This is a genomic window from Streptomyces sp. NPDC051214 (assembly GCF_040682375.1).
Classification (GTDB): domain Bacteria; phylum Actinomycetota; class Actinomycetes; order Streptomycetales; family Streptomycetaceae; genus Streptomyces.
The window spans coordinates 336,207-356,038 of sequence record NZ_JBFBAT010000003.1 but is presented as its reverse complement, the minus strand read 5'-3'; the positions used below and the strand labels follow the sequence as shown (position 1 = coordinate 356,038).

Annotated in this window: 19 protein-coding genes; 3 read left to right on the top strand and 16 right to left on the bottom strand. The window is 71.0% G+C overall.

Going from position 1 to position 19,832, the window contains the following annotated elements; genetic code table 11:
- Positions 1 to 31: 31 nt before the first annotated feature.
- The 9 genes from AB0M70_RS09550 to AB0M70_RS09510 are packed head-to-tail and all read right to left on the bottom strand — an operon-like array spanning position 32 to position 8,845.
- Positions 32 to 1,051, bottom strand: coding sequence for a beta-ketoacyl-ACP synthase III (locus tag AB0M70_RS09550; protein WP_365818148.1), 1,020 nt, complete (start codon positions 1,049 to 1,051; stop codon positions 32 to 34).
- Positions 1,048 to 2,127, bottom strand: coding sequence for an acyl-CoA desaturase (locus AB0M70_RS09545; protein ID WP_365818146.1), 1,080 nt, complete (start codon positions 2,125 to 2,127; stop codon positions 1,048 to 1,050). The genes AB0M70_RS09550 and AB0M70_RS09545 overlap by 4 nt, the downstream gene beginning before the upstream one ends.
- The gene (locus AB0M70_RS09540) at positions 2,124 to 3,140 is read right to left on the bottom strand and encodes a VlmB-like protein (protein ID WP_365818144.1); all 1,017 of its coding nucleotides are present in this window, start codon (positions 3,138 to 3,140) and stop codon (positions 2,124 to 2,126) included. The genes AB0M70_RS09545 and AB0M70_RS09540 overlap by 4 nt, the downstream gene beginning before the upstream one ends.
- Positions 3,137 to 3,712: a flavin reductase family protein gene (locus AB0M70_RS09535; RefSeq protein WP_365818142.1), complete on the bottom strand. Its 576-nt coding sequence runs from the start codon at positions 3,710 to 3,712 to the stop codon at positions 3,137 to 3,139. The genes AB0M70_RS09540 and AB0M70_RS09535 overlap by 4 nt, the downstream gene beginning before the upstream one ends.
- Positions 3,703 to 4,224: a hypothetical protein gene (locus AB0M70_RS09530; RefSeq protein WP_365818140.1), complete on the bottom strand. Its 522-nt coding sequence runs from the start codon at positions 4,222 to 4,224 to the stop codon at positions 3,703 to 3,705. Before AB0M70_RS09530 ends, AB0M70_RS09535 begins: the two co-directional genes overlap by 10 nt.
- Positions 4,224 to 4,742, bottom strand: a complete 519-nt coding sequence (locus AB0M70_RS09525) for an SRPBCC family protein (protein ID WP_365818138.1) — start codon at positions 4,740 to 4,742, stop codon at positions 4,224 to 4,226. The genes AB0M70_RS09530 and AB0M70_RS09525 overlap by 1 nt, the downstream gene beginning before the upstream one ends.
- Positions 4,729 to 6,039 (bottom strand): aminotransferase class III-fold pyridoxal phosphate-dependent enzyme, encoded by a 1,311-nt coding sequence (locus AB0M70_RS09520; protein ID WP_365818136.1) that lies wholly within the window; start codon positions 6,037 to 6,039, stop codon positions 4,729 to 4,731. Before AB0M70_RS09520 ends, AB0M70_RS09525 begins: the two co-directional genes overlap by 14 nt.
- 8 nt (positions 6,040 to 6,047) lie before the next feature.
- Entirely contained in the window at positions 6,048 to 7,184 is a 1,137-nt protein-coding gene (locus AB0M70_RS09515; protein ID WP_365818134.1) for an acyl-CoA dehydrogenase family protein, read from the bottom strand.
- Positions 7,172 to 8,845, bottom strand: a complete 1,674-nt coding sequence (locus AB0M70_RS09510) for an aldehyde dehydrogenase (protein WP_365818132.1) — start codon at positions 8,843 to 8,845, stop codon at positions 7,172 to 7,174. Before AB0M70_RS09510 ends, AB0M70_RS09515 begins: the two co-directional genes overlap by 13 nt.
- A 162-nt stretch (positions 8,846 to 9,007) precedes the next feature.
- Between AB0M70_RS09510 and AB0M70_RS09505 the strand changes: the two genes are divergently transcribed.
- Positions 9,008 to 9,994 carry a DUF2156 domain-containing protein gene (locus tag AB0M70_RS09505; protein ID WP_365818775.1) on the top strand — a complete coding sequence of 329 codons (987 nt, stop codon included), beginning with the start codon at positions 9,008 to 9,010 and terminating at the stop codon, positions 9,992 to 9,994.
- Between the two features lie 24 nt (positions 9,995 to 10,018).
- Here the strand turns inward: AB0M70_RS09505 and AB0M70_RS09500 are convergent, their stop codons facing one another.
- The 6 genes from AB0M70_RS09500 to AB0M70_RS09475 all read right to left on the bottom strand — a co-directional run bounded on the left by AB0M70_RS09500 (position 10,019) and on the right by AB0M70_RS09475 (position 16,722).
- Positions 10,019 to 10,759, bottom strand: a complete 741-nt coding sequence (locus AB0M70_RS09500; RefSeq protein WP_365818130.1) for a BTAD domain-containing putative transcriptional regulator — start codon at positions 10,757 to 10,759, stop codon at positions 10,019 to 10,021.
- Positions 10,760 to 10,957: 198 nt separating this feature from the next.
- Positions 10,958 to 11,581, bottom strand: a complete 624-nt coding sequence (locus AB0M70_RS09495) for a GDSL-type esterase/lipase family protein (RefSeq protein WP_365818128.1) — start codon at positions 11,579 to 11,581, stop codon at positions 10,958 to 10,960.
- Positions 11,578 to 13,056 carry an MFS transporter gene (locus AB0M70_RS09490; protein WP_365818126.1) on the bottom strand — a complete coding sequence of 493 codons (1,479 nt, stop codon included), beginning with the start codon at positions 13,054 to 13,056 and terminating at the stop codon, positions 11,578 to 11,580. The genes AB0M70_RS09495 and AB0M70_RS09490 overlap by 4 nt, the downstream gene beginning before the upstream one ends.
- Entirely contained in the window at positions 13,053 to 13,835 is a 783-nt protein-coding gene (locus tag AB0M70_RS09485; RefSeq protein ID WP_365818124.1) for an HAD-IB family hydrolase, read from the bottom strand. The genes AB0M70_RS09490 and AB0M70_RS09485 overlap by 4 nt, the downstream gene beginning before the upstream one ends.
- Before the next feature lie 7 nt (positions 13,836 to 13,842).
- Positions 13,843 to 15,087 carry a cytochrome P450 gene (locus AB0M70_RS09480; RefSeq protein WP_365818122.1) on the bottom strand — a complete coding sequence of 415 codons (1,245 nt, stop codon included), beginning with the start codon at positions 15,085 to 15,087 and terminating at the stop codon, positions 13,843 to 13,845.
- Positions 15,088 to 15,141: 54 nt separating this feature from the next.
- The gene (locus AB0M70_RS09475) at positions 15,142 to 16,722 is read right to left on the bottom strand and encodes an MmgE/PrpD family protein (RefSeq protein WP_365818120.1); all 1,581 of its coding nucleotides are present in this window, start codon (positions 16,720 to 16,722) and stop codon (positions 15,142 to 15,144) included.
- A 252-nt stretch (positions 16,723 to 16,974) separates the two neighbouring features.
- On the opposite strand from AB0M70_RS09475, the gene AB0M70_RS09470 reads away from it, so the two are divergent.
- A complete protein-coding gene (locus AB0M70_RS09470) occupies positions 16,975 to 17,655 on the top strand; it encodes an SGNH/GDSL hydrolase family protein (RefSeq protein ID WP_365818118.1) in 681 nt (226 codons plus the stop codon).
- Positions 17,656 to 17,751: 96 nt separating this feature from the next.
- The gene (locus AB0M70_RS09465) at positions 17,752 to 18,972 is read left to right on the top strand and encodes a metallophosphoesterase (protein WP_365818116.1); all 1,221 of its coding nucleotides are present in this window, start codon (positions 17,752 to 17,754) and stop codon (positions 18,970 to 18,972) included.
- On the opposite strand, the gene xdhC is transcribed toward AB0M70_RS09465, so the two are convergent.
- Entirely contained in the window at positions 18,926 to 19,831 is a 906-nt protein-coding gene (gene xdhC / locus AB0M70_RS09460) for a xanthine dehydrogenase accessory protein XdhC (protein WP_365818773.1), read from the bottom strand. The genes AB0M70_RS09465 and xdhC overlap by 47 nt on opposite strands.
- Position 19,832: the final 1 nt, after the last annotated feature.

Here is a 19,832-nt window from a genome sequence, read left to right as displayed (position 1 = left end):
GTATCTCCTTGTCGAGTCAGTACGGGTGTGCTCAGGCGGGGGTGAGGTCCGGCCAGCGGAGGGCGCAGGCGCCCCAGGTGAGGCCGCCGCCGAAGGCCGTGAGTACGGTGCGGTGACCGGGCGCCAGCGTGCCGGTGGCCGCGGCGTGCGCGAGGGCCAACGGGATGGAGGCGGCCGCGGTGTTGCCGACCTGGTCGAGATGGACCGGGCAGCGGTGCCGCGGGATGCGCATCCGGTCCGCCACCGCGTGCAGGATGCGCAGGTTGGCCTGGTGCGCGACGAGCCGGTCGATGTCGTCCGTGGTCCAGCCGGCCCGACGCGCCGCGCTCAGCGCGGCATCGGCCATGCGCTCCACGGCGCTGCGGAAGACAGCCTTGCCCGCCATCCGGAAGTACGGGTCCGCGCGACCATCCGCGCCGGTGTCTGTGCCGAACGTGTGCAGTGGCTCGCGGGAGCCGCCCGAGCGGACGGTGATGAGCTCGCTTCCCGTGCCGTCACTTCCGAGCACCGGCGTGCCGAGCGCGCCGGGCTCCGTCGCGTCACCGGACCGCAGCACCACGGCTCCCGCGCCGTCGCCGAAGATGGCGCGCGTGGAGCGGTCGGCGGGGTCGAGGATGCGGGAGTACGTGTCCGCGCCGATGACCAGCACGCTGTCCACCGTGCCCGCGGCGATCAGCCCGGCACCGGCGGCCAGGGCGTACAGGAATCCGGTGCAGACCGCGCCCACGTCGAAGGAGGCCACGGTGCCGAGTCCGAGCCGGGCCGCCACCAGCGGGGCGGTGGCCGGGCAGGGGCGGTCCGGGGTGGTGGTGGCAAGCACCACCCCGTCCACGGCATCGCGGCCCGCGGATTTCAGGGCCCGCCGGCCCGCCTCCACCGCGAGATCGGAGGTGGCGACGGTCGGGGTGGCGACGAAGCGGGTCCCGATTCCGGTACGGCTGCGGATCCAGGCGTCGGACGTGTCCAGTTCCCGGGCCAGGTCGTCATTGGTGACTGCCTGTGGCGGAAGCCACGTGCCGAGGCCGCACAGCACCGCCGCCGCGGCGTTCACCGGGCTTCCCGGGCCGACGAGGCGTGGTCGAGACCGGCCGCGGCCCGGCTCACCGCACCGAGGGAGTCGGCGACCGTGAGGTAGGAGCGCAGCAGCCGCTCCTCGGCGTACGGCAGGCCGCCGCGCACCAGGTAGCCCTTCACCAGCGGCTGGGCGCGGCGCAGATTTGTGCGGGGCATGGACGGGAACAGGTGGTGCTCGATCTGGTAGTTGAGCCCGCCGTAGAAGAAGTCCGTGATCCGGTTGGGTGCCAGATTGCGGGAGGTGATCACCTGCCTGGTGAGCCAGTCGAGTTCCTCCTCCGCACCGTCGCGTACGGGCTGACCCTTGTGGTTGGGGGCGAACAGCAGGCCCATGTAGAAGCCGAAGAGCGCCTGGTGGACGACGATGAAGGCCACGGCGATGGCCGCTGGAAGAACCATGAAGACGGCGGTCAGGTAGGCCGCCAGATGGAGTGTCAGCAGGCCCAGGTCGAGGGCGACGTGCCGCTTCAGCGCGCCCTTGCGTGCCGCCACGTAGCCGGAGGCGTGCAGGCGCAGCCCTTCCATGAGGATGAGCACGTAGAACATCCACGCCTGATGCCGCACGATGAACCGGCCGACGGCTCCGGTGCGTTTGGTGCGGTCCTTGGCGTCGAAGATCACCTGTCGGCGGAGGATGTCGGGGTCCAGCGAAAGGTGGTTGGGGTAGTTGTGGTGCTTGGTGTGGTGGCCGACCCACCAGCCGAAGCTCACGCCGGTGAGCAGATTGCCGTGGGTGTACCCGATCATCTCGATGGCCCGCCGGTTCCGGAAGATCTGGCGGTGGCCGGCGTCGTGTCCGATGAGGTCGGTCTGGCCGCAGCACACCGCGAGGAAGGCTGCCACGGCCAGCTGCCACCAGGTGTCGCCGAGCAGCGCGAAGCAGGTCCAGCCGACGGCGAGGAGCAACAGGTTGGCGCTGATCTTGAAGGTGTAGTAGCCGGGTCGGGAGTCCAGGAGGCCGGCTTCCCGCACCAGGCGGGTGATCTCCTGCATGCTCGCGGTGCCTTCAGACGCCGCGGCCAAGGGGCGGGGGGTGCCGTCCAGGGAGCTCATATCGCCTCCTTCAGGCCCATGTAGGCCAGCCGGGTCCGCTGCAGGTGCGCGGCCCACGCGTGGGCGGTTTCGAGGCGTTCGCGTGCGGTGGTGTCCGCCAGGCGGCGGCCGGGCCAGATCTCGTAGTCGCCCAGGAGACCGGCGTGCCGCTCCATGCCCTCCTGGAAGAGCTCCTCGCGGCGTGCAAGGACCTCGGTGGTCGGCAGCTTGTCCCACAGGGCGTAGCCCTCCCGGATCAGCTCCAGGAGCCGCGCCTTGTCGTGCGGGCGTGCACGGAGGTGGTCGCGGACGATGGTGCTGCCGACCGTGAGATGCCGGATCTCGTCGATTCCGGCACCCCGCTCGATGTCGGCTGCCGCCGGGTCGAACATCCGCCACTTGCGCTCGCTGAGCTCGGCGGCCGGCGCAAGGACGCCCTCGACCAGGACGGTGAGGACCAGTACGCCGCCGATGAAGTCGCGCTCGTCGCGCAGAACGCGCAGCCCGAAGTCCTCCAGCGGGAGGAGGATCCGTTCCTCGTCGGTGGCCGCGAGGCGGGCCACGGTGTCGCGCAGCGCCGCACGGGGCACGCCGAGGTCGAGCAGGTGGTCGCGGAAGACCATGGCGTGCCGGGCCTCGTCGAGCAGCTGGGTGGCGTAGAACTCCATGCTGTCGGTGTCGGGCGCGAGCGCCGTCAGATGGCCGATGGCCCGGGTGGCCTTCTCCTCGGCGACGGAGCGGTAGGCGAGCTCCTGGGTGAGTGCACTGTTGAGCGGGCCGGGCGCACTGACCGCGGCCAGCGGCCGTACGTGCCCGTCGTGGCCCGAGACGTTGCCGCGCAAGGTGCCGTGCGGTACGGCGTTGAGCCAGTACCTCAAGTTGCAGACGGACGGGGTGAGTTCGAGGCGTTCCGCGCCGTCCAGGAGCGAGGGGGCCGTGTCCCAGTCGGCCTCGGCGGGAACGGCCGCGGGGGCGGTCCTCGGTGCCGGTTTAGTGGTCGGTTTCGTGGTCGATGTTGTGCTCGGTGTAGTCATGAGGAGTCCCTTTCGATTTGGCGTGGGGCAGGGTCGGCGGTTGCGGGTGAACCGGGGCCGGGGTGCAGGTCGTAGGCGAAATTGACCAGCGGGGCGGCGCCGGTGTGGACCGCCGATACGACCTGCGCGACCACCAGTTCGTGGTCGTTGAGCGGGAGGGTGAGCTCCGGCCGGCACTCCAGCCACGCCACCGCTCCGCTGAGCCGGGGCACGTCGTCGCCCGGGTCGCCGAGCCAGGCGTCCGGCGGCAGCTGTCCCAGGCCGCGGGGCCTGCCGCGGCGGGCGAAGTGCCGGGCGAGGGGCACCTGCGTCGCCGCCAGTCCGTTGGCGACGAAGACCGGGCTGTTCGCCAGGGCGCGCAGTCCCCTGCTGCCGCGGCGCAGCGCCACGCACGCCATCGGAGGGTCGCCGGGGACAGTGCTGAACGTACTGACCGTCACCCCCTCGGCCGCCTCGCCCACCCCGCAGATGAGGACCGTCACGCCGGTGACGAAGTGGCGCATCGCGGTGAGGACGGCGGTGTCGCCGGCCGCACGCGCCGTCGCGGGAGCGCGTCGGGTGGTCACCGCCATGGCAGCCGACCCAGGCTCGTGGCATCGCTGTCGGCGGCCCCCGCGTCCGCCGCACCCGCCGCACCCGCCGCGTCCGCCGCCGCGAACTCACTGCGGAAGCTGCCGTACGCCTGGTGCGTGACGGGCTCGAAGCGCAGACCGAAAGGCTTGAGGTAGTTGCCGAACAGCGCCCTGTCGCCGCACAGATGGATGGGCAGCGCGAGCAGCGCCCACTCGAAACCCCACAGCCAGATCCACCCCAGCGCCAGCAGACCCTGGGTGACCATGGAGTGCATGGTGTTGTAGGCGACGTAATAGCCCTTGCCGATCCGGCCCTCGCGGCGCCGGTACTGGATGGCTCCCGGGAGGTATCCGATCAGGTCGATGTAGGCGAAGAGCACCAGGGCCGGCAGCCATCGCACCTGATCGAGGTGGACGAAGAACAAGACCGTGGCGACGACAAGGCCGAGCCCGTACTCCGCCCGTATCAGCCGCGCGGTCACCGGCGTCATGAACAGGTTCTTGGTGTCCATCAGCCGGCCTGCCGCGACGGGGCGGGAGCCGACGGCGCGGCCGGACCGCCGCCCACCGCGCGGGCCAGCGCCTGGTCGTCAAGGACCGCGCCCGAGGGGAACAGGCCGAGCACCACCTGGGCGATGGTCTCCTTGATGACCCGCTCGGCCACCGGCTCCAGGATGCCCGCCAGGCTGGGGATGCCGAAGTCGAAGGCCGCGCGGAAGCCGACCCGTACCTCACCGCTCGCGGCGGTGATGCGCCACGTGCCCTCGAACACCTCGAAGTCGCCGTCGAGCTGGGTGAAGGTGATGGTGAGCGCCGGCCGGTCGAAGTGGTCGGATTCGGTCCAGCGCAGGATGCCGTTGCGGAAGTACACCTCCCAGGCGCTGGTCTCCTCCGTATCGCTGAGGTCGTGGACGGTGACCGAAAGGACCACCGGGCTGAGTTCGGGATAGCGGGCGAATTCCGCGACCCGGTCGTACACCGCTTCCGCGGCGATACCGGGAACGCCGATGGTCACATCAACGCTGCGCATGGGCGGCGCCACCTTCGTGAGTCTGGATGTCCGTGTCATAGCGGGCTGCCTGCACGCGGCAGGCACGTTCGAACGCCGCGAGGAGGAACTGCGTCTCCGCGGGGCTGAGGACGGCGGGCGGGGTGAAACGCAGCACCAGGTGGGAGTTGAGCGAGTGGTTCGCCACCACGCCCTGCTGGATCAGCTCGACTAGGAGGTCGCCGGCCGGTCCGGGAACGGCGAACTCGACGCCGATGAGCAGCCCCCGGCCGCGCACTTCCCGTACGAGAGCGCCGAAGCACTCCCGCGCGATCCGGCCGATCCCGGCCAGGAGCGTGCGGCCCAGCTCGCGGGCGCGGGTCACCAGGTCCTCCTCCTCGATGGCCCGCAGCGCGCCGCGCACGGCGGCCATCGCCAGCGGCATGCCGGAGAAGGTGGAGGTGTGCAGATACGGGTCCCGGTCGAAGGCGCCGAACACGTCCGCCGCCGCGATGACCGCCGAGACGGGCATGATGCCGCCGCCGAGACCCTTGCCGGCGAGGAGCAGGTCCGGGGTGAGCCGTTCCTCGTCCGCTCCCCACCAGGAGCCGAGACGGCCGAGTCCGGTCTGGATCTCGTCCAGGACTAAGAGCGCGTCATGGGCGTGGCACAGCTCCTGGACCGTGCGCAGATAGCCGGGTGGCGGCAGCACCACACCGGCCTCGCCCTGGACCGGCTCGATCACCACGCAGGCGCGGCCGGACGCCGCGTCGAGCCGCTCGGCCAGCGCTTCGGCGTCGCCGTACGGCACATGGCAGATGCCGGGGAGCAGGGGGCGGAACGGCTCCTTGAACAGGTCCGCGCCGGTGAGGCCGAGCGCGCCCATGGTCTTGCCGTGGTAGCCGCCGTACGTGGCGATCAGCCGGTCCTTGCCCCGGGTGCGGGCGATCTTGATGGCGGCCTCCACGGCCTCCGCGCCCGAGCAGGCGAAGTGCACCCGGTCGAGTCCCGCCGGCGCCTTGGCCACCAACGCGTCGGCAGCCAGCGCCGCCTGGGGTTCGAGAAGGACGCGGGTGGCCACCGGGTTGCGGTGCAGCTGCTCGGTGACGTGGGCCACGACGACGGGGTGCCGGGCGCCCATCAGGAGGACGCCGTAGCCGCCGCAGTTGAGCAGCCGGCGTCCGGTCGCGGTGGTCACCCAGGCGCCCTGCGACTCCGTTTCCAGCTCGCCGCCGAGCAGTTCACCGAGGGTGGCGCGGCCCTTGCTCAGGCGGGTCCGGTACAGCCGGCCGATCTCTTCGCGGTCCGGCGGCTGCGCGGGCCCGGCGGTCGTGGTCATGGCGCTCCTCATGTCAGCCGCAGCGGATGGCCGGCGGCGTGCTCGAGCCAGGGGTCGGTAAAGCTGGAGCGGGACGGCGGGTGGAAGGACAGGCCGTGCGAGGCGGCCGCCAGACAGGCGATGTCGGGCGAGCCGATGAAGGCCATCCCGCCGAGCAGCTCCACGGCGCGGGCCACGACGTCGCGGATCAGGTCCTGCGCGCCGTAGCGCGCGACCAGGGCCCGCGCGAGTCCCTCGTCGCCCACCGCCTTGTCCTGGACCATGCGGGCGATGCCCTGGGTGAGCAGTGTCGCCGTCTCGCAGCGGGTGAGCAGTTCGGCCCGTTCGGTGTTCGTGCCGCGGCCGCCGGCCAGGACGCGTTCCACCAGGGAGCCGGCCATGCCCACGTACGAGGCGGTGATGAGCAGTTCGAACCAGATGAGGCCGACGGTCTGGAGTTCGTCCAGCTCGCCCGCCTCCCCCGGCTTGGTGCGCATCGTCTGCTGCTCGTCGACGAAGACATCCCGCAGCCGCACCTCGTCGCTCTCCGCGCCGGCCAGTGCCCAGCTCGACCAGAACGGTTCCACGGTCAGTCCCTCCGCCTGCCGCGGTACGAGCACCACCGCCATGTCGCTGGTGCCGTCCGCGTTCGGCAGCGCGGCGCTCGCGGTGAGCAGGTCCATGGAGCGAGAGAGGCTGCAGGGCTTCTTCGACCCGCTGATGCGGTAGCCCTTTCCGTCCGGCCGTGCCAGGACCGTGGGGCTGAGGATGCCTTGGCCGGGGCGTCCCTCGGCGAAACCCGATGCGACCAGGAGCCGCTGTTCGACGATCCCTTCAAGGAGCGCCCATTCCACACCGGCGCTCTGCGGGCTGTCGGCGAGCGCGAACAGGGTGGCCACGGAGAAGTGGTGCATGGTGGTGGCCACCGCGAGGGACGGGGCGACGGCGGCCAGCGCCCGGGTGACGTCCAGGGCCTGCGTCGGCGTGGCGCCGCTTCCCGAGTAGGTTCGGGGAATGACGAGACCTGGACCGCCATGCGCCCGGAAGAGGTTGATGGCCGGGCTGCCCGGCCGCTCCAGATCGGCGAGCGGAATTGCGTCGAGTGCGGCCAAAAGGCCGGGCAGGAACTCCTCGCAGGTGCGGCGGGCGGTGTTCATCGAACGCATGGCGTCGTCTCCTTGGGGGCGTCCGGCTGCGAGCGGCTGCCGTTGCCGAGGCGTTCGTCGACCAGGTTCTGCCAGGCGCCGAAGACCGCGTCCCGGGGGCGGGACCCCCGGCTGATGCTCACGCCCTGGAGGTGCGAGGTCCGCAGGATCGGGTAGTTGGCCTCGCCGAATACGCCGCCGGTCAGCCCGGTGCCGCCGTGCGTGGGCATGTACGGCAGGAAGCCGATGTGCGAGTCGTTCACCTTGAGCAGGCCGCCGGTGTGGACGCGGGCGGTGAACTCGTCGATGACGGCCGGGTCTTTGGCCCACAGCGAGTTGCGCAGGCCGTAGCGGTTGGAGTTCACGAAGCCGATGAAGGTGGCCATCAGCTCGGTGTCCAGCGCGGGTTCGGCGACGATCACGGGCAGCAGCGGAAAGAACGTCTCGTGCCGCACGGCGTGGAGTTCGCGTGCGCCCTCGACGCCGCGCACCAGGATCACGGTCGGCTCCAGGAAGATGCCGCCCGGGTCGCGGATCTCGTCGAGCTGCATGGGGTGGCCGCCGCAGACCACTTTGGCGCCCTTGTCGCGGGCGTCCTTCAGGCAGCTGAAGAATTTCTCGTTGCGCAGCACCGGCGTCAGCAGCACGTCGGGCTCCCATGGATAGCCCGGCCGGATGTGGCCGATCTGCCGTACCAGGGACGCCACGAGCGCGTCCGCCACATCGGGGTGCACCAGCACCTGGTTGGGAATCATGCACAGCTGCCCGGAGCCGTAGAAGCTCTCGGTGAGGGCCTCGGCCGCGAGGTCGATGTCGGCGTCTTTCCATACGGTGACGACGTCGTTGCCCGCCAGTTCCAGGATCGGCTTCTTGCCGGCGGCGATGCAGCGTGCCTCGAACCTCAGCCCCGCGTCGCTGCTGCCGAAATAGATGATGTCGTTCACCGCGGGATGCTCCAGCCAACAGCTCAGCATCGGCGCCGGATCGCCGCAGACGACGTTCAGCGTGCCCGGTGGAGCGCCGCACTCCGCGAGGACGGGGGCCACGATCTCCTGCATCACGTACATGACGCCCAACGGCGCGCTGCGCGGGGCCCGCACCACCAGGGCGTTGCCGGCCATCAGCGCCGTCACGCCGAGAAGGGCGCTGGACAGGGGCGCGTTCTGCGGCGGGTTGAGGCAGACCACTCCGTCGGGCTGCCGGCGCACCTGAAGGCGGCGCTCGCCGCGATGGAACTCCTGCAGCATCTGGGACCGGTAGAAACTGACCGACTCCGGGCCGAAGCACTCCAGCATGCCGGAGACCTGCCACCGCGCCAGTGCCAGGGGGTGGCCTTCCTCGACCAGGATGGCGGCTATGTCCTCGGCGTGGTCGGCGAGGCGGGCGTGCAGCAGCCGGCCCACGGTCTCGATACGGGTGTGCGGCGCAACGGCGCTCCATGCGGGTACGGCCGCCGCCGCGGCTTCGACGGCGCGCTGGACCGTGCCGCGGTCGGCCTTGGCGACGCGTCCGACGACGGTCGGCGGGAGGTCGTGCGGTGGGATGCGGCCCTGTTCCAGTTTCCGTTTGAGTGCCAGGCTCGCGAAGACGTCGTCCAGCAGGGAATCGGCGCTGAGTACGTAGACCCATTCCTTGCCGGACACGTGTTGCGCGTTTACATAGGACGCATAGTTGCGGTACATGTCGGCGAGCATGGCAAGGGCGCCTGAAAGCCCGCTGAAAATCCACTGAGACCGCGACGTCAGTCAATTCAGGTTACTGACGGATAGGTTGCCCGGAAATAGCGTCCGCCAATGGAGAGCGTGCGACATATGAGCCGAGTGCAGAATGAATTACGAGCGGACATGGAGGGCCCCGAGGCGGCCGAGCTGGCGCTGACCGCCGTTCAGAAGTATGCGGAGAACCCCAGCGCTTTTCTGGCACTGAACGCCGGGAACAAGATGTTCTTCGGTGGCGGGGGTGCCTTCATCGCATACCGGAAGGCGGGTGGCCACTTCGTTCAGTTCGGTGGGGTGTTCGGACCTCCGGGGCAACAGGCGACGTTGCTCCGCGACTTCAAGGAGTATGCGCGGGCGCGAAAACGCGTGATCGCCGGTATTCAATTGCAACGCGCCGATGCCGAACTGTATGCGGCGACGGGGTTCGTCCTCAATCAGGTCGGGTCCTCCTATGCGGTCCGGCTGCCCGAATTCACGCTGCGCGGCACGCGGTTCATGAAGCTGCGCAACAAGATCTCGCGGGCCAGGCGTGACGGACTCGACGTCCAGGAGGTCTCGTTCGCCGTACACCGGGGCAGTGTCGAGCTGATCGACGAGGCGTGGCTGCGCGGCAAGGGCAGGCACGTCAAGGAGATCGAGTTCTTGGTGGGGCAGACCGGCGGGCCGGTGCAGCGGCACCGGCGGCTGTTCCTGGGGATGCTCGACGGCAGGCCGCTGGCCTATATCTCCTACTCCCCCGCGTACGGATCCCGCCCCGGCTGGCTGCACGATCTCAGCCGACGCATGCCGGATGCCGGGCCCGGGGTGATGGAGGCCATCAACGCCACCGCCATGGAGGCGTTCACGCGTGAGCACGCCGAGTGGCTGCACTTCGGGTTCACGCCCTTCACCGGCCTGGACGCCGCGCATGAACTGACGCCCAGCAGCGCCCTGACGGGAAAACTCCTGCGATTCCTCGCGGAAAAGGGGGAGTCCGTCTACCCGGCCGCCAGTCAGCTCGCGTACAAGAGCAAGTGGGATCCGCAATTGGTGCTGCCCGAGTACCTGGCCTTCGAGGGGGGCGCGAGTCTGCGCGCCGTATGGCGCATCCTCAGGCTGACCAGGTCCATCTGAATCGCGGTCACCTCCGGTCCGCTCTCAGGCCCCGCGCAGCAGAGCCCCCTCCTGCTGAAGGATCTGCCGGAACCTCCGCTGCATTCCCGGGCCAGGCTCGATCCCCAGTTCCGCGCCCAGGTTGTGCTGGACCCTGCGGTAGGCACTGAGGGCGTCCGCCTGCCGACCGGAGCGGTACAGGGCGGTCATGAGCTGTTCGCAGAAGCGCTCGCGCAAGGGGTGCTGGGTCAGCAACTGCTCGAGTTCCGGGATCACCTGCCAGTGCCGGCCGAGCCTCAAGTGTGCCTCGACGAACAACTCCCGGCCGATCAGCCTGGTTTCCTCGAGTCGCGTGTACGCGATGCGGCAGATCATGCCGTGCCCCGTATCCATGAGGGCCGGCCCCCGCCATTCGGAGAACGCATCGGCGAGCAGCTTGACGGCGAGTTCGCAGTCCCCGTTCAGGCGTTGGCCTGCCGCCTCCACGGCGTTCGAGAAGCGCCATGCGTCGACGTCCGCCGGTTCGACGTCGAGCAGGTATCCGGAGCGCGTCGTGCGGATGACATGACGGGATTCAGGCTTGCCGGTCTGTTCCGTGAGGACGCGGCGTAATCGTGCGACGTGGGATTGCAGGGAGTTGTCCGCGGTTTTCGGAGGCTGATCTCCCCAGAGCTCGTCAAGCAGATCAAGGGCCGGTACGGGGGTACCAGGTGTGAGAGCCAGTGCCGCCATAATCGTTCTGAGCTTCTCGCCCGGCAGCTGGACGGGAATGCCTTCCTCGATCACATGGAGCGGGCCGAGTAGCCTTACCTGCATGTGAACCCCCGGTTTTTTATTGCCACATGGGAAGTGACTGACGTGTGTTCTCGCCCCTACTTCGTAGTGCGGGCGCACCCGGATTGGTAGGAGACACACTTCGGTCAAACCAAGAGGGCTGCGGTGGGGCCGGTGATCTGCGGCTACTGAACCAACCCGAGTTCAGGCTCAGTAACGGGTGTTCAGGGTCGCGTCGAGGTGGTGCACCAGGCGGTGGATCACCGCGGCAGCCACGCTGCGGCCGTCGGCCTCGGCGGCCCGCGGCGGCACGTCGACATACAGCGCGCCGTGCCGCAGAGCGAGGTCGCGGGTGCGCTCCGCCAGGATCCGCAGCCGTCGCCGCGGCCCGCTCCGCTGCTCCTCGGCCGGCGCGGCGAACAGGCCCGCCCCGTATGGCCCGAGGGTGAGCACATCGGCCCCGGAGCTCCTCAGCGGACCCACGATCCGGCCCAGCTCCGTCTCGACGGCGTCGATGTCGAAGGGCTCGCGCACCACCTCCCGGCCACCGGCGACGACCGCGGCCAGGTCTCCCCGGAACGCCAGCGCTCTGGCCAGTTGGCCGGCCCGGACCTGGGCCGTCGAGAGCTCGTGCCGACCCAGGTTGAGATAGGCGAGGTCCGGCCGGACCGACCTCAATGCCTCGGCCACATGGTCCGCCCAGTCCGCGTGGCCGCAGCCGCGGGCGGGCCCGGGACCCTCGGCGCCACCGCCCAGCACGATGAAGCGCCGCCAGGGCATGCGGGCGAGGGAGTCCGGCTCGTGGGAGGGCGGGGCGTCGTCGGACTCCGTCACGGGCGTGCTTCCTTGCCGCCGACGGTGCCGACGGTGCCGGCGGTGCCGGCGGCGGGCGTCGGCGCGGTGGTCCGCACGGTGGTGTGCGGCGCGGGGTGGCCGCGGCGCCGGGCGAAGCCGAGGCCCAACAGGCCCGCGACGGCAGCCGTGGCACAGGTGAAGAACACCACATGGCGGTACGGGGCAGGGTCGGACGAGGTCGCCACGGGCAGGATGGCGGCCAGCGCCGCGATGCCCAGGGCGCCGCCGATCTGCCGTACCGCCAGGTTGAGTCCGGTGGCACCGGCGAAGTCCGCGGGCTCCACGGACAGGGCCGCCACGCTGGACACCCCGGTGCTGACGGCGCCGATGCCGGCACCGGCCAGCAGGCCGACCGGGATCCACATGCTCCACAGGGCGGGCTGCGAGGAGAGCGTCAGGCCCAGCCACAGTCCGGCCGCGACCAGCGTCAGCGCGCCGCAGAACACCACCAGGTGCGGGCGGCTTCGGCTCAGGGAGCGTCCCACCATCGCCGCGACCGCCGCGGACAGCAGCGCCCCCGGCGTCATCGACAGACCGGCCGAGATCCACGGGTAATGCCATACGTCCACCAGGAAGAGCGCCCCGATGAGGAGCCAGGCGTACAGCGCCGCGCCGAAGAACAGAGAGACGAGGTTGGCCAGCGCGAACGGCCTGCTGCGCCACAGCCTGGTCTGCAGGGCGGGCCGCGGGTGCCGCCTGGCGCGCAGCAGGGCCCACGCGGACAGGACGAGGCCCGCGATGAGGGAGCCCAGGGTGCGCGGGTCGTCCCAGTGCCACTCCCGCCCCTGGGTGACACCGAGCACGAGGAGCCCGGTGCCGGCCGTGAGAAGCAGGGTGCCGAGCGGGTCGGGAAGCCCCTGCTCGGGGTGTGCCGGTGCGCGCACGGCCCTGATCCCGGCGAGCAGGGCGAGGCCCAGGGGGACGTTGACGAGGAACACCGAGCGCCAGCCGGCCGCGTCGATGAGGATGCCGCCGAGGCTGGGCCCCGCCGCGGCCGCGGCGGAGGCCGCGGCGCTCCACAGGCCGATCGCCGCCCCTCTGCGCCGCGGGTCCACATCGGCGAGGAGCACGGCGAGGGAGGCCGGGATCATGGCCGCCGCTCCCAGCGCCTGCAGCCCCCGTGCGACAAGGAGCGCCGGGAGGGCGGGGGCCACGGCGCACAGCATCGAGGCGAAGGTGAACAGGCCCATGCCGGCGATATAGAGACGGCGCCGCCCCAGGACGTCGGCGAGACGTCCCGCGGGGGCGAGGAACGCGGCGAACACGATGGCGTACAAGGAGATGACCCAGGTCAGGTCGGTCACCGAGGAGCCGGGAAAGCTGCTGTGCAGGTCGGTCACCGCGAGGTTGGCCACGGTGGTGTCCAGGATCGACAGGAAGATCGCGCCCGCCGCGAGCGTCACCACGACCGGGTAACTCGGCTGTCGTTCGGCCGAATTCGGGTTCCGGCTCATGCGTCTTCACCCCTCGTCGTACGGCCCTGGAGTGGCCGCCGCTGTCCGCTCCAATCTGGCAAGCTCCGGGGGCGGGTGCTGGCGGGAATGCGACGCCATCCATGCTGCTCGGCATGCCGGATCAGCAGCGGGTCCGCGCCTACCACCACCGGTTGACCCACGGCGCGCAGCATCGCCAGGTCGGAGGCGTGATCGCCGTAGGCATGGCAGCGGGCGGCGGGGATCGCGCGCGCACGGAGCAGGGCGCGTACGGCGGCGGCCTTCTCCTCGCCGACCATCGCGACGTCGAGCCCGCCGGCCAGGATTCCCCCGACCGACGCGGGACGCGCGCAGAGGACCTCGTCGGCGCCGAGCCACTCCACGAGGGGATCCAGGCATGGCGCGAAGGACCCCGAGACGAGAACGACCGTCTCACCGCGGCGCCGGTGCTGGTGCAACGCCGCCACGGTGGCGGTCAGGAAGAGGTCGCCGGCGCGGACTTCCGCGGCGAACCAGGCGCGCCCCTGGGCGGCGAGCTCCCGGGCGTCGCAGCCGGCGTAGAGGCGGTAGTACGCGCGGGCCAGCTCGGACCGGGACGCACCGCGCGCCGCGAGGGCCCGCAGGTCGCGCACCGCCTCGTCGAGGGCGGGGCGCGGCCGGCCGGCGGCCCGCCAGTGGTGGCGCAGGAAGCGGGACATGCTGTTGACCGAGATCAGCGTCTCGTCGACGTCGAAGAAGGCGGCGGCGAGCGGAGCCGAGGACGGGGTCGGGGCCGGGTGCGCGTGCGGGGGCTCGGTCATCGCGTGATCAGTCCCAGGCCACGGGCATCTCTTCCAGACCTCCGAGGTGCGCGAAGTCCTTCCAGCGCAACTCCCTGGCCGGCACCGTCAGCCGTATCCGCGGGAACCGCTCGAACAGGGCGCGCAGGCCGATCTCCAGTTCGAGGCGGGCGAGACCGGCGCCGATGCAGAAGTGCGGGCCCTGCCCGAAGGCCATCTGGGTGCGCTGCTCACGCTGGATGACGCAGTCATCGGGATCCGGGTAGACCTCGGGGTCCCGGCTGGCGGTGCCGACGGAGGCGAGCACCGCCGACCCCTCGGGGATGACCGTGCCGCCCAGCTTCACGTCGCTCGTCGTGATCCGGATGGCGGTCCCGCCGCCGGGGACGTTGAGCCGCACCAGCTCTTCCACCGCATCGGGGTAGAGCGCGGGATCCGCCCGCAGCAGCGCGAGCTGGTCGGGATTGCCGAGCAGGGTCGCCGTCCCGGCGCACAGCACGGTCACCGTGGTGTCGTGTCCCGCGAACAGCAGCAGCGCGCCCAGGCTGACGATCTCGCGCTCGGACGGCTCACCCTCCTCGTCGTGGATCTGTACCAGGGCGCTGATCAGATCGTCGCCGGGTTCCTCGCGCCGGTGGCCGACCAGCCGGGCGAAGTAGGCCCGCATGTCCTCGTTGGCCTGCTGGAGCTCCTCGGGCGGGTACTTGGTGAGCGAGAAGAACCGGTCGCACCAGTCCCCGAACTTGTCGTAATCCGCGAACGGGACCCCGAGGATGCGGCAGATGACGCGCAGCGCGAGCGGGCGCCCGTATGTCTCGACGAGGTCGCCCGCGGGCGGGCCGGCCTCCATGGCATCGAGCAGCTCCGCGGCGACCTCCTCCACGTACGGCCGCATGCGCCGCACGCGCTGCGGACTGAACGCCCGGTTGGCGAGTTTGCGGATCCGGGTGTGCCGTGGCGGATCCATGGTGATCATGCTGTCCGGGTCGGGCTCGACCACCTGCGCTCGTGCGGCGCCGGGGCGGAACAGCGCCTCCCTGCTGAACCGGCGGTCCGACAGCGCGGTCCGTACGTCCTCATGGCGGGCCACGAACCAGGCGGGGTCGCCGGTCGCGAGGGTGATCGGGCAGACCGGCTCCTCGCGCAGCGCCTGTGCGTAGACGTCGGCCGGTACGAGCGGGTCGGTGCGCTTGGTGGGATAGGTGAACCTGGGTGTGGGGCAAGAACGTTCACGGTCGTTGGCTTCGCGGTCGTTGGCTTCGCGGTCGCTCATCGTGCGATTCCCCTTCTGACGTCAGGGCGTTCTGGCGTTCTTGCGTGCTGGCGTTCAGCGGATCGAGGCCGGATTGGCCTCGGGCGTGGGCAGCGGTTCGGACAGTGCTCTGGTCACGAGCGCGTCGACCTGGCGTGTGGTCAGCGAGGCGAGGCGGTCCAGGCCGTCGATCACCTCGGTGGAGGTTCCGGACGACGCGAGCTTGGAACGGACCAGTTCACGGTGGCCGTGCCGCGTCTCGGGACCGGCCGCCCCCTTCGGCCGCCCGCACGAGGCGGTCAGCACCCGGCCGTCGCGCAGGGTGACCCGCAGCCGGGCGCCCACCGCTTTGTCGGCCTCCTGGAAGGTGGTGCTCGGCGGTCCCGCGATGTCGGTGGTGGCCGTGATGCCCTCGCCCATGACGGCCACGAGCCACCGTTTGCCGTTCTCTCCGGCCTGCCGCAGCGCCTCGCCCAGCGGGGCTGTCCCGCGCAGCACTTCGCGGCTCAGCCCGCGGTCGTACTCCAGCCGCACCCGGTCCGCGAGCGACCAGCGCAGGCGGTCCGCGGTCGCCGGCTCCGCGAGGTCCGCGGGGACGACGGCGCCGGTGGTGAGGGCGGTCGCCACGTTGTAGGCGACGGAGACGTTGAGCGCCATGATCGCTGACCGGTCGCGGTCCACGTACGGCGCGCCCTCCTGGTCCATGGCGATGGTCAGCCGGGCCGCCGAGACCACGATCTCCTCGATGTCGTGGAGGTCTTCCGGGGAGAGCCGGGCGTGCAGCTGCGAGGCGCAGTCGACGGCGGCGTCCACGTACGCGCCGGCCGGGTTGAGCTTGAAGGTCAGTGTCTCGGTGTGCCAGCGCGTGCCGAGTCCGGCCGTGACCGTCTCCGGCGACGCCACGTCGGAGAACTTGGCGAGCAAGCCGCCGGGGTGCTCCAGGATGTCCTCCGCGCCCCGCAGCCCCGCTGCCGCCGCGTCGCAGGCGTCCAGCGCGGTCCGCACCGGCGTCGCCGCCGAGAGGACCTTCGCCTCACTGCCGAGCAGCGCTCTGCGCAGCGGCCATGGCGGCATCGCGAGGGCCAGGCCCCAGGCGTTGGTCCACAACCCGGCCGGGACCCGGGCGCCGTGCAGGCGGGCCGCCACGGCACCCACGAGCTGGGTGTACGAGGTCCCCTGCCCCCGCAGCGGGCCCAGCGCGCAGGCGGCGGTGACCCGGGCGGCGCACTCGTTCGCGGCGACGACCGCCGTGAGCAGGGCCCGCCCGTTGAGCCGTTGCGCCCGCCGGTAGGCCAGCGGGACGCCGACGGAGGCGTGGGTGACATGGCCCGCGTACATGCTGTCCTCGTAGTAGAGGCACGAGGACAGCGCGGCCATGACCTGCGCCGCTCGGCAGGGGTCGGTCATGAGCGGGGTGCCGAAGGCCCCGACCAGCTTTCGCCCCAGGGGGTGTGCCAGGCTCGCCCGCAGCACCGCGAGATGCGACATGACCTGGCTGGTGGCGTACTCCTCGATCCGCGCGGGCAGATCCGCGTGGCGCAGACCGGCGGACCACTCGGCGAGCTGCCGGGTGAGGGAGGGTACGCCGGGCGCCAGGCCGGGTCCTCGACCGCCGACGACTGTGCCGTGCCGGTTCGTCCCGGCTGCCTTGTCCACACCTCGCTCCTTCCGAGAGCTGGGAACGCACCGGCGGTGCGACGGAGTGCTGTCTCATCGTTCAGGCGCCGGGTGGTAGCGCCCTGAGATCCCGCTGACACGGACGTCTCAGGCCCCCTGCTGCCGCGGGACCGAGACTGCCCGGGACACCGCACCGCGGTGATGGCGCTTTTCCGCCAGCGGTCACGGACACCGGATGCCACCGTCGATGACGTCGATGAACAGGCACCGGGCTCAGGAGGGGTTGGGGCAGTGGAAACGATCCGGATGACGGAGAGGGACGACCCGCAGGTGATGTCACCGGCCGAGGGAGCGGCACTGCTCCGGGGCGCTCCGTGGTCCCGGCTGGTGATCGTCGGAGACAGCGTCGCCCGGGGCGTCAGCGAGTCGTGCCCCGGCTATCTCACCGGCTCGTGGTCGAGTCTGGTGATCGCCGCTCTCCGTGAGGTGCGGCCGGAACTGGTACATCTGAACCTGGGACAGCGTGAATTGGTGACCGCGCAGGTACGCGAGACGCAGCTGAAGTCCGCGCTGGCTTTCGGACCTGACCTGGTGATCGCGCTGTGCGGGGGCAACGACGGCCTGCGCAAGGCTTTCGACGCGGATGCCGTGGAGGGCGAACTCGAGACCCTCTTCACGCCGTTGCGTGCCGCCGGCACGTTGGTGACCGCCGGCTTCTTCGACATCATCGGCAACCCGTACTTCGACGCGCGTTACCGGGATGTGGCCCGTGAGCGTCTCGCCGTCCTGTCGCGGAGGATCCGATCGGTGTCGGAGCGTCTGGACGCCGTCCACGTCGATCTGCGCAGCCATCCGACGGACCGCGACGGGTCGATCTGGAGCACCGACGGCATCCACCTCAACGCCCGGGGCCAGGCCGTCCTCGGCACCGAGATCGTCCGCGCCCTGGGCACTCGCCTGGGCAACGCCTGAGCCCTGTTGACGGCGGCGGGATCCGCGGGTGGGGCTTGGCCGGACCGTACCGGTACAGTGCGCGCGACGGCAGCCTGGTTGCTTGAAAGGGCACGCGTGACCGACACCAGCGAAACCCAACCCGCCGACCGTGCGGCGCACACGACTCAGCGCAGTCCGCTGCGCCGCCTGATGCGCTACATCCCCTTGATCGCACCCGTCCTGTTGTGGGTCGTGCCCTGCTGGGTGTTGTTGCACACCGGCCAGCACTGGCCGCTCCCCGTCGCCCTGGGCGGCACCGCCCTGTTCGCCCTCGGACTGGTCGGCATGCCGATCGCGATGACGCGCGGACACGGCCGGCGCCAGGAGGACCGGGCGGCGATCGTCGGGGACACCCTGCTGGGCGCCAGTTGGGTCCTGTTCACCTGGTCCGTCCTGCTCGGCCTCCTGCTGCGCCTCGCCCTGACCGCGGCCGGCGTCGGCGAGGGCCAGGACCGGGCCCGGATCGTCACGTGGGTGGTCCTCGGTGTCACCGCCGTGCTCCTCGCCTGGGGGTACGCCGAGGCCCGCCGCGTGCCTCGGGTGCGCCGTCTCGACGTGGAACTGCCGCGCCTCGGGGCCGGATTGGACGGCACCCGCGTCGCCCTCATCACCGACACCCACTACGGCCCCCTCGACCGCGCACGCTGGTCGGCGAAGGTCTGCGAGACGGTGAACACCCTGGACGCCGATCTGGTGTGCCACACCGGCGACATCGCGGACGGCACGGCCGAACGCCGTCGCGCCCAGGCCGCCCCGCTCGCCACCGTGCGGGCCTCCCGGGCCAAGGTCTACGTCACCGGCAACCACGAGTACTACAGCGAGGCCCAAGGCTGGGTCGACCTGATGGACGAGCTGGGATGGGAGCCGCTGCGCAACCGCCATCTGCTGCTCGAACGCGGCGGTGACACGCTCGTGGTCGCCGGCGTCGACGACGTCACCGCCGAGCCCTCCGGCCTGGCCGGCCACCGCGCCCACCTCGCCGGAGCACTGGACGGAGCCGACCCCGAACTGCCCGTCCTGCTCCTGGCCCACCAGCCCAAGTTCATCGACCGGGCGGCAGCCGACGGCATCGATCTCCAGCTCTCCGGCCACACCCACGGCGGTCAGATCTGGCCCTTCCACTACCTGGTGCGCATCGACCAGCCCGCCCTCGCGGGCCTCAGCCGCCACGGCACCCGCACCCTCCTCTACACGAGCCGTGGCACCGGATTCTGGGGCCCGCCCTTCCGGGTCTTCGCCCCCAGCGAGATCACCCTGCTCGTGCTGCGCTCCCCGGGGCGGCTCCCGTCGCCGTAGGACCCGAGGGGATTTCCTCGGCCTCGAACGTGCGCAGCAGATCCGCGGCGACGCTCACCGCGATGGTCGCGGGTTCCTTGCCGGTGATGTCCGCGAGGCCGATCGGTGTCTTGATCCGGCCGATGGTGGTCTCGTCGTGACCGCCCTCGGTGGTGAGGCGGTTGCGGAATCGCACCCACTTGGCCGCCGACCCGATCAGCCCGATGGAACCGAGATGGGTGGTGCGCAAGGCGGCGTCGCACAGGGCGGCGTCCTCCGCATGATCATGGGTCATGATCAGGACGTGGGTGCCGCGCGGCAACTCCTCCAGAACCTCCTCGGGCAACAGCGGAGTGTGGTGCACATGCACCTGCCCCACCGCGTCCGCCAGCACAGCGAGCCGCTCCTCGGTGAGGATGTCGGAGCGGGTGTCGATCAGATGGAGGTCCAGGTCCTGCCGTGCCAGGATGCGCGCGAGTTCCAGGCCGACGTGTCCCACGCCGAAGATCGCCACGGCCCGTACCACCGCGAGCGGTTCGAGCAGCACCGAGACCGTGCCGCCGCAGCACTGCACGCCGTGCTGGTTGGTCACCTTGTCGTTCAGGGCGAAATCGATCAGCTCCGGCTCCGGCGTGGACATGGACGTGGAACCGGACGCGGACAGGGATCCGGACAGGGAAGCGGCGATCATCTCCCGGGCCCGGTCGATCGCGACGGCCTCGACATTGCCGCCACCGATCGAACCCCACGCCTCCGTCTCCCCCACCACGAGCTTCGCACCGGCATCGCGCGGGGCGTGTCCGCGCACGGACGCGACGGTCACGAGGACGCCGGGCTCCCGGCGTGCTCGCAACCGCGCGACCGCGGCGATCCACGTCATG

Bases quoted from the DNA above. Each gene is read 5' to 3' on its own strand.
- AB0M70_RS09520 (WP_365818136.1), bottom strand. From the start codon at position 6,039: ATGACCACGACCGCCGGGCCCGCGCAGCCGCCGGACCGCGAAGAGATC.
- AB0M70_RS09540 (WP_365818144.1), bottom strand. From the start codon at position 3,140: ATGACTACACCGAGCACAACATCGACCACGAAACCGACCACTAAACCG.
- xdhC (WP_365818773.1), bottom strand. From the start codon at position 19,831: ATGACGTGGATCGCCGCGGTCGCGCGGTTGCGAGCACGCCGGGAGCCC.
- AB0M70_RS09480 (WP_365818122.1), bottom strand. From the start codon at position 15,087: ATGAGCGACCGCGAAGCCAACGACCGCGAAGCCAACGACCGTGAACGT.
- AB0M70_RS09515 (WP_365818134.1), bottom strand. From the start codon at position 7,184: ATGCGTTCGATGAACACCGCCCGCCGCACCTGCGAGGAGTTCCTGCCC.
- AB0M70_RS09530 (WP_365818140.1), bottom strand. From the start codon at position 4,224: ATGGACACCAAGAACCTGTTCATGACGCCGGTGACCGCGCGGCTGATA.
- AB0M70_RS09545 (WP_365818146.1), bottom strand. From the start codon at position 2,127: ATGAGCTCCCTGGACGGCACCCCCCGCCCCTTGGCCGCGGCGTCTGAA.
- AB0M70_RS09485 (WP_365818124.1), bottom strand. From the start codon at position 13,835: ATGACCGAGCCCCCGCACGCGCACCCGGCCCCGACCCCGTCCTCGGCT.
- AB0M70_RS09535 (WP_365818142.1), bottom strand. From the start codon at position 3,712: ATGGCGGTGACCACCCGACGCGCTCCCGCGACGGCGCGTGCGGCCGGC.
- AB0M70_RS09510 (WP_365818132.1), bottom strand. From the start codon at position 8,845: ATGTACCGCAACTATGCGTCCTATGTAAACGCGCAACACGTGTCCGGC.
- AB0M70_RS09525 (WP_365818138.1), bottom strand. From the start codon at position 4,742: ATGCGCAGCGTTGATGTGACCATCGGCGTTCCCGGTATCGCCGCGGAA.
- AB0M70_RS09490 (WP_365818126.1), bottom strand. From the start codon at position 13,056: ATGAGCCGGAACCCGAATTCGGCCGAACGACAGCCGAGTTACCCGGTC.
- AB0M70_RS09505 (WP_365818775.1), top strand. From the start codon at position 9,008: ATGGAGGGCCCCGAGGCGGCCGAGCTGGCGCTGACCGCCGTTCAGAAG.